Source organism: Streptomyces sp. AK08-02 (assembly GCF_033795085.1).
Lineage (GTDB): Bacteria > Actinomycetota > Actinomycetes > Streptomycetales > Streptomycetaceae > Streptomyces > Streptomyces echiniscabiei.
On record NZ_JARAZV010000005.1, the window covers coordinates 302,776 to 317,002 of the forward strand.

The window sequence follows — 14,227 nt, forward strand, 5'->3', positions numbered from 1 at the left end:
CGGCTCCGCCTGGGTCGACGGCGGACGGGATGGATGCACATCGCGCACACCACTACGAACCCGCAGCCGGGAACGGCGCCCCCTCCATCCCGGTGCCGGCCGATCCCCGCCGGAGGCATGTTTGTAACGGACGCTTGTGCCGTCGGCGACAGTCAGCCTCGATGGTCTTGTGCGACGAACGGTCAGGCGTGCTATCGCACAGCCCTTGACGCCAGTGCGTCAGTTGCTCTTCCGCGGCGACGATGAGGTCTTACCCACGTTCCAGGTAACTGCCCAACCCGCGGACCATTGATGGTATCTGTAGTTGAGTGAGCACTCTGAATCCCTCTATGCCGGATCCCTCTGTCCCTGCTTCACGAACAGGAGCTCCATGCACTCATAGACATCAGGCAGAGGAAGAGGGTGGTTTCCACTGTCACGGGCAGCAGGTGCCCCCCTTTTCAAAGTGCCTGGAGCATCTTGCCGAAAGTGAATTGGAGTCTTACCTGGCCGGACTCCACCCAGGCGCTGACATTGAGCATCGGGGAACTCGCCTAACGATCCAAAACTTGGAAAAAATCCTCACCTCTATTACCGACCCTGCCAACGGGCGTCCAACTTTCGGTTCCACTCGCTTCGACTCCGCTAATTTCCCTTCTGGCGTCAATTTTGAAAGTTCACTCTTCAAGGGTGTCGCCGTCTTTGAGGCTGCGGAATTTGAGGGACCTGTCAATTTCGGTAGAGTTGAATTTGACAGGAATGCCGACTTTCGCCGGTCAAGCTTCGACCATAAGGCCTCTTTTGTGAAGAGTTCATTTATGCGGGTTGCGCGATTCGAGGAGGTTACTTTTTCAGGTACTGTCGCCATGAATGAGGTTAATTTTAGAGGTGGCGCTCGTTTTACTGGGGCGAAGTTCATCAACCGCTCGCACTTTGAGCAGGCGAGGTTCTTCCATCAGGCGCTCTTTAAGAATTCTCTATTCAAACAGGATTCCAACTTTTCTAATGCCCATTTCGCGCACGACGCACTATTTGATAGAGCCGTTTTTGAAGGAAGTGCATGGTTTGGTAAGTGCCAGTTCGAAAGCCTCTCCTCCTTTGTTGCGACACGATTTGATGGCCTAATTCGAATGGAGCGCTGCACTTTTAGTGGACCTGTCCAATTTGAGCAGGCGAGACTCCATGGAAACGCGGAGTTTGGAGGGGCTAAATTCAAAAAGTCGGCTCGTTTTACTGGCGTCAAGTTTTGTGGGCAAAGCCAGTTTAAAAAAGTGAACTTTGACGGCTCGGTGAGTTTTCGATTCTCCTCCTTTGTGGGCGCCGCAAGCTTTAGCGGCGCCCTATTTGCCGGAACGGCAGGGTTTGATGGAGCGACATTTGATAGTGTTGCAAAGTTTGATCAAACCTCTTTTCCTGTAGTCACTCATTTGGGTCCGATCGTTTGCCTTGGGACCCTTCATTGGTCCGGCGCCGAATACTCGAAGCCGGTCACGATTGAGCTGGCTGCACCCCGTGTGAGATTCCGGCGTACGCGCTTTGATAGCGCCGCGACTATTAAAGTTAGATATGCGGCCATTGATTTGACAGACGCGGCGCTGAGTTCGCCAGTAACCGTAACATCTCACCCAACTCACTTTATGATGACAGGTAACTCAGGGAGAGAACAGATCGATGAGTCACGTCTCAGCGCGCAAGGTCTGAGAGACGCGGCCTCCGTCGTATCGGTGCGTGGAGTAGATGTGTCACATCTTGTGCTGACCGATGTTTCTTTGGCCGACTGTGAATTCTCTGGAGCTGTTCAGCTGGATAAAATTCGCCTGCAGGGAGACTACCGTTTTCCCCAAGCACCAAAACGGTGGAGACGTCTCTTGGGCGTGCCCCTGCTGCGCGCAACTCGTCGAGTAACACTGGCCGAAGAACAGTACTGGCGCGCGAATAAAACTGGCGCCTCGGCGAGTGGATGGAAATCAAAGGAAGGGATCGATGCCGATAATTTCACTGTTAAACCGCGAAATCTCGCAGCAACCTACCGTGAGCTCCGAAAGTCGTTGGAAGATTCGAAGAACGAACCAGACGCGGCAGACTTCTACTACGGCGAGATGGAAATGCGCCGGCATGATAAAATCAGGCCGACGGCTGAGCGCCTTTTGCTAACACTCTACTGGTTGATCTCTGGTTACGGACTCAGGGCAATGCGCTCCTTCTCCGCGCTTTTGATTGCCCTCCTTATTGCATCATCTTCGATCATGTTTTTTGGGCTTCCCTCCAATGGTCAGTCCCCACGTACAGTTGTTACTGCAACGAATGGAGGTATTGTCATTGAGACGGAAACGTCGCCGCCAACACTGAGTCCACAATTTTCCGAAAGGGTCAGCTGGAGTCGCTTCGAGGAGGCAAATCGAGCAAACTTGAATTCTGTCTTCTTTCGAAGGTCGGGAATTACGCTGACGACGCTTGGGGTTTACATTCAAATGCTTGCGCGGCTGATTGTTCCTGCCTTCTTCGTTCTGGGAGTGCTGGCGATTCGGAACCGGGTCAAGAGGTAAACAGCCCATAACTTCTTTCGCGTTACGGTGGCTGGTTGCTGTCCGCGCGGCCAGGGCGCCGGCTGGGCTGGAGCGGGACGGAGGCAGGAGTGCAGGCCCGGCCGGGGGCCGGGCCGCGCGCGGGGAGCGGAGCGAGCCGCCTTGAACCAGTAGAGAAAGTTGTAACTCAGTCGGCCTGCTGGGGTTCGGTTCTGTGGCTGGTGGGGGCTTTGAAGTCGTGTGCGCAGGCTGGGAGTTCGGTTCCTTGGCGGTGGGCGAGGGGCAGGAAGAGTGCCGGTCGAACCGTCCAGGTGATGCGCATATCGGCGTGGGTGATGGACACCGTGCAGGGTTTCGCGTGCAGGAGTGCTCTCCTGGTTTCGGTGCGTCCGTCGTACAGCCAGGCCCATGCCTCGTCGGAGGCGTCCGAGTCGAGTGCCGGTGAGATGGTGCGCAGTGCGATGGCGATCCATCTGTCGGCTTGGGGTGGCGAGTAGGCGTCGAAGGATCCCCGGAGTGCAGGTGGCTCCGCCTCGGTAAGGTCCTCGGTCCAGCACTCGCACCAGAAACCCCAGCGGGGCCAGTTGGTCAGCACGGGTGGCCTCCCGGGCGCGTGTCGGTGAAGAGTTCCGCGGTCACCGTGTAGCCGCCCTGGCTGTCGTGGACCACGACCCGGTGGGCGATCGCGCTGACCATGCCCAGGCCCCGGCCGTGCTCCGCCTCCTGGCCCTGGTGCTCGACCTTCGGGGCCGTGCCCGTGCCCCCGTCATCCGTGACCGACAGGGCGATCACCTGCGCCGAGACCGCGAGCGCCAGATGGAAGCTTCCGGCCTCCAGGCCGCTGGCCGTGTGGAGGACGGCGTTCGTGCTCAGTTCGCTCACGATCAGTTCGGCGTCGTCGGCCATAGGGGAGTCGCGCAGGATGTCGCGGGTCCAGCGGCGGGCCCGGCTGATCTCTTCTGGGAAACCTGGGCAAGTGAGTCCCCAGACCCGCGCTGTGCTCGTATACTCGTGCATACAAGTTCCTTCGTGCTGGTAGGCCGCCATGTGCAGCGGGTTCGGGCTAGACGAGTTTCACGCCGTCGTGGGCGCGGACGGCCGGCGGGGAGGTGGCGTCGAGTGCGTCCAGGACGCGGATCGCGTATGCCTCGTCGGCAAGCTCGGAGACTTCTTCACGGGTGGCCCAACGCAGCGCGCGGGTCTCGGTTCCGGTGGTGGGGGTGCCTTTGTCGGCCTCGCAGCGGAAGACCAGCGAGACGATCAGGCCCGTCATGTTCTTGTAGATGCCGGTGAGGGTCGCCGGAACTGTGATCGTGATGCCGGTTTCTTCGAGGACCTCGCGTTGCAGGGCCTCGGGGATGGTTTCCTCGCGTTCGAGGACGCCGCCCGGGGGTTCCCACTGGCCGTTGTCGCGGCGCTGGATCAGCAGAGCGCGGCCCTGGTCGTCGACGATGACTCCGGCAACGCTCACGGAGTGTGGACGGTCAGTGCTCACGTTCCTCGGCCCTCTCAGGTGGCTAGGCTCTCCACCGTAGCAACAACACTCGCCCACTCGTCTAGATACCTAAAGGAGTACTCGTGTCCTCACTCCCATCCGGCTTGCTCGGTAATCTCGACCCCACGAGCGATCGTGCGGTTTTTCGACAGATCGCCGACCAGCTGCGCGAGGCCATCGACCGTGGGCGGTTTACCGAGGGCGCCAAGCTGCCTTCTGAAGCTGAGCTTGTCGAGCACTACGGGGTTTCCCGGATGACCGTCCGAAACTCCTTCTCCGTCCTCCAGGGGGAGGGGCTCGTGCACGCTGAGCACGGGAAGGGCGTGTTCGTACGGCCCCGGCCACCCGTGCGGCGGCTCGCCTCCGACCGGTTCGCCCGGCGGCACAGAGAGCAGGGGAAGTCCGCGTTCATCGTCGAGGCCGACGCGGCCGGCAGTCACCCCCAGGTCGACAGCCTTGAGGTCAAGGAGGAGAAGGCCAGTCAGGACATCTCCGCCCGGCTCGGCTCGGTACGGCGGGTGCTCGCCCGGCGGCGCCGGTATCTACTCGACGGCAAGCCGGTCGAATTCGCTGCCTCCTACCTCCCCCTCGACATCGCCCGTGGTACCGCGATTGCTGAGCCCAACCCCGGGCCGGGCGGCATCTACGCCCGGCTTGAGGAACTCGGCCACCGCCTCGACCACTTCGAGGAGGAGATCCGGGCCCGCATGCCCGCGCCGGCTGAGGTCAAGACGCTGCGGCTCGCCTCCGGTGTGCCCGTTATCCACCTGATCCGTACCGCATACGACACCGAAGGGCGGGCCGTGGAGGTCTGCGACACCGTCATGGCGGCGGACGCGTACGTGCTGTCGTACCAGCTCCCGGCCACGTGAGCGCATGACGTGCGGTGGTGCGCGGGGCTCCTTCTCCGAACTCGTACACCCCAACAGGCATACTCGTATAGACGAGTGGGCAAGTTGTGTGTCAGAGTGATCCACGTGAGCCCGGAAGATCGGGTTCGCATCACGCATCTTGTATAGATGACTAGGTAGGAGAACTGTCTTGCGTACCATCCGTGTTGAGACCTCAGCCGCGACGATCCTGCTGACCGAGGCCCCCGAGCCCAAGGTCCGCGACCGGCAGACGGGCGAGATCGCCAAGGACGCCGTCAGCGGCGAAGCGCTGATGACGATCGGCGTCGTCCACATCCAGGACGGCGAGTCGTCGCTGATCAAGGTCACCGTTCCCGAGGGGGGTGTCTCCGAGGGGCTCGCGCTCGGGGCGCCGGTCTCGCTGCCGGGGCTCGTTGCCCGGCCGTGGGAGAGCGTGTTCAACGGGCAGCAGCGTCACGGGATCGCGTTCCGTGCCGCCGCTGTCACCCCGGCGGCGTTCCCCGCCGCGATAGGGGCCACTGCCTGATGAGCGACCTGACGACGCTTCTGGAGGTGGGTGGTCCCCTCGCCGCGCTCGGCGGCGGGGCCGCCTACACCCGGGCCAAGCACCCGGCTGCGTACTGGTCCACGGTCGGCCTGCCGATCTCCACGGCCCGCCTGCTCGGCTCGTACACCTCGGTCATGGAGGCGTGCGGCCTGACCGTGGCTCCGTCCCGGCTGCGGGTGCTGGCCGTGAAGGCCACCACCCGACGTGAGGTCCGGCCCGTACCGCCGCGCCGGGGCATCATCCGGCCCACCTCGACCGGGCTGCGGATCCGCCTGCGGCTCGCTCCGGGGCAGGAACCCGCCGACGTCGCCGCCTCGGCCGAACGGCTGCGGCACGCCTGGGGCGTTCACGCCGTGTACGTCACGACCGTCAAGCCGGGCGTCGTCGAACTGCGGCTCGTCGGCTTCGACGTACTGCGCCGGGTACGCATGCCGCGCAAGTCCGATACCGGGTTCCTGAAAGTTCCTGTGGCGCTGCGGGAGGACGCGACCGCGTTCGTACGCGACTACCGGACCGTTCCGCACCAACTCACCCTCGGCGCAACGCTGTCGGGCAAGTCCATGTACCTGCGCCACCTCGTCACCGGCCTCGCCCGGCAACCCGTCGCCCTGGTCGGTATCGACTGCAAGCGCGGCGTCGAACTGGCACCCTTCGCCGCCCGGCTCTCCGCGCTGGCCACCGACCCCGACCAGGCGGCCGAGCTACTGCCCGCGCTCATCAAGGAGATGGAGGACCGATACGACCTGATCAAGGCCCGCCAGGGCATCGCCCCCGGCACCCCGGACGAGGAGATCACCTCGGACATCTGGGGCCTGCCTGAGAACCAACGCCCCGTGCCCATCGTGCTGTTCGTCGACGAGGTGGCCGAACTCTTCCTCGTTGCCACGAAGAAGGAGGAGGAACGGCGCGACGAGATGGTCACCCAGCTCATCCGCCTCGCCCAACTCGGCCGCGCCGCCGGGATCTACCTGGAGGTTTGCGGACAGCGCTTCGGCGCCGAACTCGGCAAGGGCGCCACCATGCTCCGCGCCCAGCTCACCGGCCGGGTCTGCCACCGCGTCAACGACGAAGCCTCCGCCAAGATGGCCCTCGGCGACATCGCCCCCGAAGCAGTCGGCGCCGCCTGCGCCATCGCCTCTGAACGGCCCGGCCTCGCCGTGGCCGGTGACACCTCCGGCGGCTGGTCCCGCATCCGTACCCCGTACCTCTCCCTGGGCGACGCCGCCGAGATCTGCCGCGAGTCGGCCCACCTGGTGCCCGACCTGCCCGCGCTCAAGCCCTTCCGGCCCGACGTGCCCGTACCGGCCGTGGAAGCACCGGCCCCGGCTCTCCAGCCGCGCCCGGTGACCGACTGACCCTCCTCCCCGCCCAACTCCTGTCGCCGACTCCCTACCCCTCCCATGCCTGAACCCGGAAGGAGCGACACCATGCGCGCCCAACTGGCCCGCATCGACGCGGTACTTGTACAGGCGCTCATCGCCGCCGCACTGTCCTTCGCCCACCTGCACGACGTCGCCTCGGCGGCCGGACAGGACGGGTGGAAGGCGTGGGCGTATCCCGTCTCGGTCGACCTGCTGCTCGTCGTCGCCTGGCGCCGACTGCGCTCCGGCCACACGAAGACGAGTGCCTGGTGCTGGTTCGTCATCGCGCTCGCCGCGTCCCTCGGCGCCAACGTCGCCACCGCCGGACTCCTCGACATGGACCAGGTGCCGGCATGGCTGCGCATCCTCGTCGCCGGATGGCCCGCCGTCGCCTTCCTCGGCGGAACACTCCTCGCACACTCCGCACCGACGCCGACACCCGAGAACGACGCCGAGGTTATCGAGAACACCGAGGACCTGGAGGACGCGCCCGAACCTGCCCAACCGGCCCTGAACCCGGCTCCCGAACAACCCGCCGTATCCGTCCCGTCCGTCCCGGCCGCCTTGGTCCAGCACGCCCGCAAAGTCGCCGCCGAACACCACACCCGCACCGGAGCACCCATCGACACCCCCACCCTCCGCGCCCGCCTCGGCGTCCCCGCCCACATGGCCGACGCCATCGCCGCCCAACTCTGAAGGCGGGCCCTGCCGGGAGGCTTTACCGCTTCCGGATCAGTCGCCGCGTTCCGATGACGGCCGAAATGATCAGTACTTCAAGGCAGCACGTGGTGATCACGGTGGCCCAGGACTCGCCCAACCACCACCTTCCCCCGGCACACGCGAGCCCGAGTATCAACGCGGCCGTACCGACTGCGGCCAGCTGCCGCGCCCCTGGTGACATGCCGGTCATTTACACACGTCCGCGCGCCCCCAGACAAGCGAACAAAGGAAAGGAAACCGGCTGTGCCAGCCAACCGCCGCTTCCGCAACGTCACCCGCATCGGCCCCGTCCAGGTCGCCACGTCCTACGACGGTCGGGGCCGCGAGAAGCACACCGCCGCCTGCACCGCCCCCCGCTGCGGGTTCTCCGCCGACTACGACAGCCGCGCCGCTGCCGAACTCGCCGCCCGCACCCACACCTGCTCTGGCCGCTGAAAGGACCCTGCACACCGTGACCGTCAGCCTGCCGCTCGTCTTCGTCCTCGGACTCATCGCCTGGGGAGCGGTCAAGTTCCTCGGCGTCCGCACCTGGATCGTCGTCGTGATCGCCCTGTTCGGCTTCCTGCTCTCGCGCACCTTCATGGCCCCGGCCATCGACTCCGGCACGCGCGACGGCGTGGACGTCATAAACGGCACACATAACTAGACGAGTAGATAAGAGGAGGCTCGCCGTGTTCCTGCCTAAGTACCCCGACAGCCCCACCCCGCTGCCCGCACACACTCACACCCCGGCCGACCAGGCCACGCCCGTACGGCGCTCACTCCCGGCGGTTTCCATCAGTACCGGAGCCGTTGCGGCCGTAGTCGTGGGCGGTGTGGTCCTCACCGCGCTCCTGGCTGCCGTCGCCGTCTCGGCCATCTCCGTTGCCATCGCTGCCGTGGTCCTGCGCTCCCTCATGCGCGAGCAGCACCGGCGCTGAACGGCGCTCGACTCCCGGGGCGGCCATGACACGGCCAAGCATCCGGCCGCCCCGGGGCCATCCCTCCTGACCAAGCAAGCCAGCCAGAAGGAGTACGCCATCTTCACCCGCACCACCACGCCTCCACTGCCGGAACTCGCCAAGCTGGCCCAGCACGGCACCCTGCCCGGTATCGTCCAGCAGCTCTCCGGCCTCGGCGGCTGCACCCACCCGATCCGCCTCGACGGCCACCGCACCGAGTACGACGTGAACACCCGAACTGGCGAAATCGGCAACGTCCTTCACCACCTCGACTCCGCCACCCTCCCGGCCGGCCACCTACTCGTCCGCTGCAACAACCGCCGCACCACTCGCTGCCCGGCCTGCTCCGAGGTCTACCGCCGCGACACCTTCCACCTGATCACCTCCGGCCTGCGCGGCGGCAAGGGCACCCCGGAACAAGTCGCTGCACACCCCCGCGTCTTCGCCACCTTCACCGCACCCGGCTTCGGCCCCGTCCACAACCGCCCCACGGGCCCGGCCGGAACGGTCCGCCCCTGCCGCTGCGGCACCCGCCACGACCAGGACGACGACGCCCTTGGCACCCCGCTCAACCCGGACACGTACGACTACGAAACCGCTGTCCTTTGGAACGCTCACGCCGGACCGCTCTGGCGACGCTTCTCCACCTACCTGCGCCGTGAGGTCGCCAAGCGCGCGGGCCTGTCACAGCGACGCTTCCGCGACCACGCGCGCGTGTCCTTCGCCAAGGTCGCCGAGTACCAGAAGCGCGGCGCCGTCCACTTCCACGCCGTCATACGCATCGACGGCCCGACCGGCGGCGACACCCCGCCTCCGGCCTGGGCAACCGCCGAACTCCTCACCGACGCCATCGAAGCGGCTGCCACCAAAGTCCGCGTCGACGGCCCGACCATCGACGGACGCGCCCACACCTTCACCTTCGGCCGCCAACTCGACGTACGCACCATCCGCACCGCCGACTTCAACGACGGCCAGCAACTCACCGAACGCGCCGTGGCCGCGTACATCGCCAAGTACGCCACCAAGGGCGCCGAAGCCGCGACAGGCGCCCTCGACCGCCCGCTCAAGTTCGCCGCCGAACTCGCCCAACTCGACATCAGCGACCACGCCCGCCGCCTCATCCGAACCGCCTGGACCCTCGGCGCACGCAAGGACCTCGAACACCTCCGCCTGCGCGCATGGGCCCACATGCTCGGCTTCCGCGGCCACTTCTCCACCAAGTCCCGCCGCTACTCCACCACCCTCGGCGCCCTACGCGACGCCCGCGCCGAATGGCGCCGCGCCCAACACAACGCCCAGCCAACGCAAGACGAGACGAGCACGACGTACGTCCTCGCGCACTGGGTCTTCGCCGGAACCGGCCTGTCCGACGCCGAAGCCTGGCTTGCCGCGTCCCTCGAACCCGCCCCCGGAACGGAAGGAGAGCCCACCCGTGGCTGAGCCCCAAGTCACCGCCCTCCGGCCTGAATCCTCCGACCCGTCCTTGGCCCTCCTGACCGTCGAGGAGGCGGCCAGACGCCTCCGTATCGGCCGTACGACGTGCTTCCGGCTCGTCCTCGCCGGAGAGATCGAGTCCGTCATGGTCGGTCGGCTGCGCCGCGTCCCGGCCGATGCCGTGCCCACCTTCGTGGCCAAGCTGCGCCACCGACCTGCCCAAGCGGCCTGAGGGGGACGACATGGCAGAGAAGAACCGCACCCGCCAGCCCAACGGTGCCTCGTCGATCTATCTCGGCAAGGACGGCAAGTGGCACGGCCGAGTGACCGTCGGCGTCCGGGATGACGGCAGGCCCGACCGCCGCCACATCGAGCGCAAGACCAAGGCGGAGGTGACCAAGGCCGTCCGCGAAATGGAGCGGGCGCGAGACGACAAGAAGCTCCGGAAGCCGGGGCAGAGCTGGACGCTCCAAGCCTGGCTTGAGCACTGGGTCGAGAACATCGCCAAGCCGTACGTCTCCGAGAACACGTACGACGGCTACGAGGTCGACGTGCGCGTTCACCTCGTCCCCGGCCTGGGCGCCCACAAGCTCGACCGCCTGGAGCCGGAGCACCTCGAACGCTTCTACGGAAAAATGCAGGCAACCGGGAGCTCCGCCGGCACCGCCCACCACGCCCACCGAACGATCCGGGTCGCCCTTGGTGAGGCCGTCCGGCGTGGGCACGTCGCCACGAACGCGGCAGAGATCGCCAAGGCTCCTCGCCTCGAAGAGGAGGACATCGAGCCCTACACGATCGAGGAGGTACAGCGACTCCTCGTCGAGGCGGCCAAGCTTCGCAACAGCGCGCGCTGGGTCGTCGCCCTGGCCCTCGGCCTCCGCCAAGGGGAAGCGCTCGGACTCCACTGGGAAGACGTCGACCTGGACGCGGGATACGCACGCATCCGCAAGAACCGGCTCCGCCCCAAGTACGCGCACGGATGCGGCACCAATCCGTGTGGCCGTAAGGCGGGCTACTGCCCCAAGCGGGAGCAGACCCGTCGCGAGCACAAGTCGACCAAGTCACGTGCCGGACGGCGCACCATCGGTCTGCCCGATCCGCTGATCAAGATTCTCCGGTTGCACAAGGAGGCTCAGGAGCGGGAGCGGATCGCGGCCGGTGCCGACTGGGAAGGCAAGGGGTACGTCTTCGCCTCGCCGATCGGCGGGGCGCTGAGCCCGAACACCGACTTCCACACCTGGAAGCGGCTGCTTCGGGATGCGGGTGTCCGGAACGGCCGTCTCCATGACGCTCGCCACACCGCCGCGACCGTCCTGCTGATCCTCGGCGTACCTGACGTCGTGATCGACTCGATCATGGGCTGGGAGCCCGGGGGAGCGGCTCGGATGCGCGCCCGGTACATGCACGTGACGGGGACCATGCTCCGCAAGGTCGCGCAGCAAGTCGGCGACGCTCTCTGGGAGCCGCCGAAGACCAACTGAGACGGAAAGTGAGACGGGCAACGAAGAAGGGCCCCACCGCAAGCGGTGGGGCCCTTCGACATCGTGCCCGGTGAGGCACTGGCGGAGGATACGAGATTCGAACTCGTGAGGGGTTGCCCCCAACACGCTTTCCAAGCGTGCGCCCTAGGCCACTAGGCGAATCCTCCGCCCCGAACATTACATGACCGTGGGGGGTGCTTACGAACTCGTTCGGACCCCCTGCGATCAGGTACGCTGGGCCTCAGCCCCTCACGCGGCGCTATCTGACTGAACTCCCCCAGGGCCGGAAGGCAGCAAGGGTAGGTTGGCTCTGGCGGGTGCGTGGGGGGTCTTCTGTATGCCCAGGTCGCGACGGTGGCCTGCGGGGTGAGGCCGGCGAGCGGGGTCGGGCGGGGTCGACTGTCAGTGGGGCCCGATATCGTCGTATGCGTGTCGTCCCTTGCGTTGTACCGCCGCTATCGCCCGGAGTCGTTCGCCGAGGTCATCGGGCAGGAGCATGTAACCGACCCGCTGCAGCAGGCGCTGCGGAACAACCGGGTCAATCACGCGTACCTGTTCAGCGGGCCGCGCGGCTGTGGCAAGACGACCAGTGCGCGCATCCTGGCGCGCTGCCTGAACTGCGAGAAGGGGCCGACGCCGACACCCTGCGGCGAGTGCCAGTCCTGCCAGGACCTGGCGCGCAACGGGCCGGGGTCGATCGACGTCATCGAGATCGACGCTGCTTCGCACGGTGGTGTGGACGACGCGCGTGACCTGCGCGAGAAGGCCTTCTTCGGGCCGGCGAGCAGCCGCTACAAGATCTACATCATCGACGAGGCCCACATGGTCACGCCGGCCGGCTTCAACGCCCTGCTCAAGGTCGTCGAAGAGCCGCCGGAGCACCTCAAGTTCATCTTCGCGACCACGGAACCCGAGAAGGTCATCGGGACGATCCGCTCCCGTACCCACCACTACCCCTTCCGGCTGGTCCCGCCGGGCACCCTCCGCGAGTACCTCGCCGAGGTCTGCGGGCACGAGAACATCCCGGTCGCCGACGGTGTGCTCCCGCTGGTCGTCCGGTCCGGCGCGGGTTCCGTACGAGACTCGATGTCCGTCATGGACCAGCTGCTGGCCGGTGCGGGTGCCGACGGTGTGACGTACGCCATGGCCACCTCCCTCCTCGGCTACACCGACGCCTCGCTGCTCGACTCCGTGGTCGAGGCGTTCGCCTCAGGGGACGGAGCGGCGGCCTTCGAGGTCGTGGACCGGATCATCGAGGGCGGCAACGATCCGCGCCGTTTCGTCACCGACCTGCTGGAACGGCTGCGCGACCTGGTGATCCTCGCCGCCGTTCCGGACGCGGCGGAGAAGGGGCTCATCGATGCCCCTGTGGACGTGGTCGAGCGTATGCAGGCCCAGGCCGGTGTCTTCGGCGCCGCCGAACTCAGCCGCGCCGCCGACCTCGTGAACGACGGGCTCACGGAGATGCGTGGCGCGACCTCGCCCCGACTCCAGTTGGAACTGATCTGCGCGCGCGTGCTGCTTCCCGCCGCGTACGGCGACGAGCGCTCGGTCATGGCCCGGCTCGACAAACTGGAGCGCGGAGTCAACTTCTCCGGCGGCCCCGCGATGGGCATGGGCGGCGCCGGCGTCCCCATGGGATACGTGCCGGGGCCGGGTACTCACGGTGGTCCCGCCGCCTACGAGGGCATGGCACCCGGCGGTCCCGTGGGCGCGCCGGTTCCGGCGGGCGGTGGAGTCACGGCGGCCCGGGCGGCAGCGCGCGGCGACGCGCCGGGCATGCCTGCTGACCTGGCTGGTACAGCCGACAGGACCGGAGTACCCGCCCCGCACCCCCAGCCGCAGGCACCGGCAGCACAAGCAGCACCGGCGGTCGCATCAGCAGCCCAGCCCTCCGCGCCGACACCGCCCCCGGCCCAAGCAGCCCCCGCGGCGGTCGCCCCCGGCGCCTGGCCCACCGCGACGACCGCGGGCAGTGGGCGACGCCCTGGCGGCTGGCCCACGGCGACACCCGCGGGCGGCGGACAGCCACCGGCGGCCAACCCCGGCCCCGCGCCCGCCGCACCTGCCCCAGCGGCGGCCCACTCCGCGCCCCAGGCTCCGGCTCAGCCCCCTGCCGCGCAGGCGGGTGCCCCCGTGCCCGGCGGCCTCGACCCCCGCATGCTCTGGCCGAACATCCTGGAGTCGGTGAAGAACCGCCGCCGGTTCACCTGGATCCTGCTGAGCCAGAACGCCCAGGTCACCGGCTTCGACGGCACCACACTCCAGCTGGGCTTCATGAACGCCGGCGCGCGGGACAACTTCTCCAGCAGCGGCAGCGAGGAAGTGCTGAAACAGGCGCTGTCGGAACAGTTCAACGTCCAGTGGAGGATCGAGTCGATCGTCGACCCGACGGGCGGCGGCCAGGCAGCGCCCCCGGCGACCGGAGGCTACGGCGGAGGCGGTTCCTCCGGTGGTTACGGAGGCGGAGGTGGCGGCGGGGCCGGCGGTTATGGCGGCGCGGCCACGACACCCGCTCCCCCTGCCCCCCACCAGCAGCCGGCGCCCCAGCCCCCAGCACCGGCAGCCCCGCAGGCATCCGGTGCCCCCCGCCCCCAGGCCCCGGTCCCGCAGCCTTCGGCCCCGGAACCCCCGCCCATCGCCCCCGAGGACGACACCCCCGAGGACGACGACCCCGACCTCGACGAGTCCGCCCTCTCCGGCCACGAACTGATCGTGCGTGAGCTGGGGGCGACAGTGGTGGAAGAGTTCTCGAACGAGTAGACGAGTAGGGGCTCGCATTTCCAGCCCGTCCGGCGCTTGAGGACAAGGCCCGTTCAGGGCCGGCAGCGGGGGTCTGGGGGCGCAGCCCCCAGGGGGGCCCGCACCGGCA

15 protein-coding genes, 1 tRNA gene and 1 other RNA gene are annotated in these 14,227 nt (G+C 66.9%); 13 read left to right on the plus strand and 4 right to left on the minus strand.

Translation table 11 applies throughout. The features are described from left to right. Positions 1-548: 548 nt before the first annotated feature. The gene (locus PV734_RS12330) at positions 549-2,525 is read left to right on the plus strand and encodes a pentapeptide repeat-containing protein (protein ID WP_319289466.1); all 1,977 of its coding nucleotides are present in this window, start codon (positions 549-551) and stop codon (positions 2,523-2,525) included. 166 nt (positions 2,526-2,691) lie between these two features. On the opposite strand, the gene PV734_RS12335 is transcribed toward PV734_RS12330, so the two are convergent. The 3 genes from PV734_RS12335 to PV734_RS12345 are packed head-to-tail and all read right to left on the minus strand — an operon-like array spanning position 2,692 to position 3,975. Then, positions 2,692-3,099, minus strand: a complete 408-nt coding sequence (locus PV734_RS12335; RefSeq protein ID WP_319289467.1) for a hypothetical protein — start codon at positions 3,097-3,099, stop codon at positions 2,692-2,694. Further along, positions 3,093-3,521 carry an ATP-binding protein gene (locus PV734_RS12340; RefSeq protein ID WP_319289468.1) on the minus strand — a complete coding sequence of 143 codons (429 nt, stop codon included), beginning with the start codon at positions 3,519-3,521 and terminating at the stop codon, positions 3,093-3,095. Before PV734_RS12340 ends, PV734_RS12335 begins: the two co-directional genes overlap by 7 nt. 46 nt (positions 3,522-3,567) lie before the next feature. Next, complete coding sequence (locus PV734_RS12345; RefSeq protein WP_319289469.1) at positions 3,568-3,975, minus strand: NUDIX hydrolase; 408 nt, start codon at positions 3,973-3,975, stop codon at positions 3,568-3,570. Positions 3,976-4,082: 107 nt separating this feature from the next. Between PV734_RS12345 and PV734_RS12350 the strand changes: the two genes are divergently transcribed. From PV734_RS12350 to PV734_RS12395, 10 genes are all read left to right on the plus strand, one after another. Further along, on the plus strand, positions 4,083-4,871 hold the full coding sequence (locus PV734_RS12350; protein ID WP_319289470.1) for a GntR family transcriptional regulator: 789 nt from the start codon (positions 4,083-4,085) through the stop codon (positions 4,869-4,871). Positions 4,872-5,040: 169 nt separating this feature from the next. Continuing rightward, on the plus strand, positions 5,041-5,397 hold the full coding sequence (locus PV734_RS12355) for a hypothetical protein (RefSeq protein ID WP_006382423.1): 357 nt from the start codon (positions 5,041-5,043) through the stop codon (positions 5,395-5,397). Next, positions 5,397-6,773 carry an FtsK/SpoIIIE domain-containing protein gene (locus PV734_RS12360; protein WP_319289471.1) on the plus strand — a complete coding sequence of 459 codons (1,377 nt, stop codon included), beginning with the start codon at positions 5,397-5,399 and terminating at the stop codon, positions 6,771-6,773. The genes PV734_RS12355 and PV734_RS12360 overlap by 1 nt, the downstream gene beginning before the upstream one ends. A 72-nt stretch (positions 6,774-6,845) precedes the next feature. Next, positions 6,846-7,475, plus strand: a complete 630-nt coding sequence (locus PV734_RS12365; protein ID WP_319289472.1) for a DUF2637 domain-containing protein — start codon at positions 6,846-6,848, stop codon at positions 7,473-7,475. 267 nt (positions 7,476-7,742) lie between these two features. Next, a complete protein-coding gene (locus PV734_RS12370) occupies positions 7,743-7,934 on the plus strand; it encodes a mobile element transfer protein (protein ID WP_319289473.1) in 192 nt (63 codons plus the stop codon). A gap of 16 nt (positions 7,935-7,950) precedes the next feature. Then, the gene (locus tag PV734_RS12375) at positions 7,951-8,145 is read left to right on the plus strand and encodes a hypothetical protein (RefSeq protein ID WP_319289474.1); all 195 of its coding nucleotides are present in this window, start codon (positions 7,951-7,953) and stop codon (positions 8,143-8,145) included. 25 nt (positions 8,146-8,170) lie between these two features. Continuing rightward, positions 8,171-8,419 carry a SpdD protein gene (locus tag PV734_RS12380; protein ID WP_319289475.1) on the plus strand — a complete coding sequence of 83 codons (249 nt, stop codon included), beginning with the start codon at positions 8,171-8,173 and terminating at the stop codon, positions 8,417-8,419. Between the two features lie 144 nt (positions 8,420-8,563). After that, a complete protein-coding gene (locus PV734_RS12385) occupies positions 8,564-9,880 on the plus strand; it encodes a replication initiator (RefSeq protein ID WP_415924197.1) in 1,317 nt (438 codons plus the stop codon). Further along, positions 9,873-10,106 carry an excisionase family DNA-binding protein gene (locus PV734_RS12390; protein ID WP_319289476.1) on the plus strand — a complete coding sequence of 78 codons (234 nt, stop codon included), beginning with the start codon at positions 9,873-9,875 and terminating at the stop codon, positions 10,104-10,106. The genes PV734_RS12385 and PV734_RS12390 overlap by 8 nt, the downstream gene beginning before the upstream one ends. Positions 10,107-10,116: 10 nt before the next feature. Then, a complete protein-coding gene (locus tag PV734_RS12395; protein ID WP_319289477.1) occupies positions 10,117-11,355 on the plus strand; it encodes a site-specific integrase in 1,239 nt (412 codons plus the stop codon). A 79-nt stretch (positions 11,356-11,434) separates the two neighbouring features. Here the strand turns inward: PV734_RS12395 and PV734_RS12400 are convergent. Further along, a tRNA-Ser gene (locus tag PV734_RS12400) sits at positions 11,435-11,522 on the minus strand. A gap of 73 nt (positions 11,523-11,595) precedes the next feature. Here PV734_RS12400 and ffs point away from each other — a divergent pair. Next, positions 11,596-11,692, plus strand: an RNA gene (ffs, locus tag PV734_RS12405) — signal recognition particle sRNA small type. Positions 11,693-11,784: 92 nt separating this feature from the next. After that, positions 11,785-14,118 (plus strand): DNA polymerase III subunit gamma and tau, encoded by a 2,334-nt coding sequence (locus PV734_RS12410; RefSeq protein ID WP_319289478.1) that lies wholly within the window; start codon positions 11,785-11,787, stop codon positions 14,116-14,118. Positions 14,119-14,227: the final 109 nt, after the last annotated feature.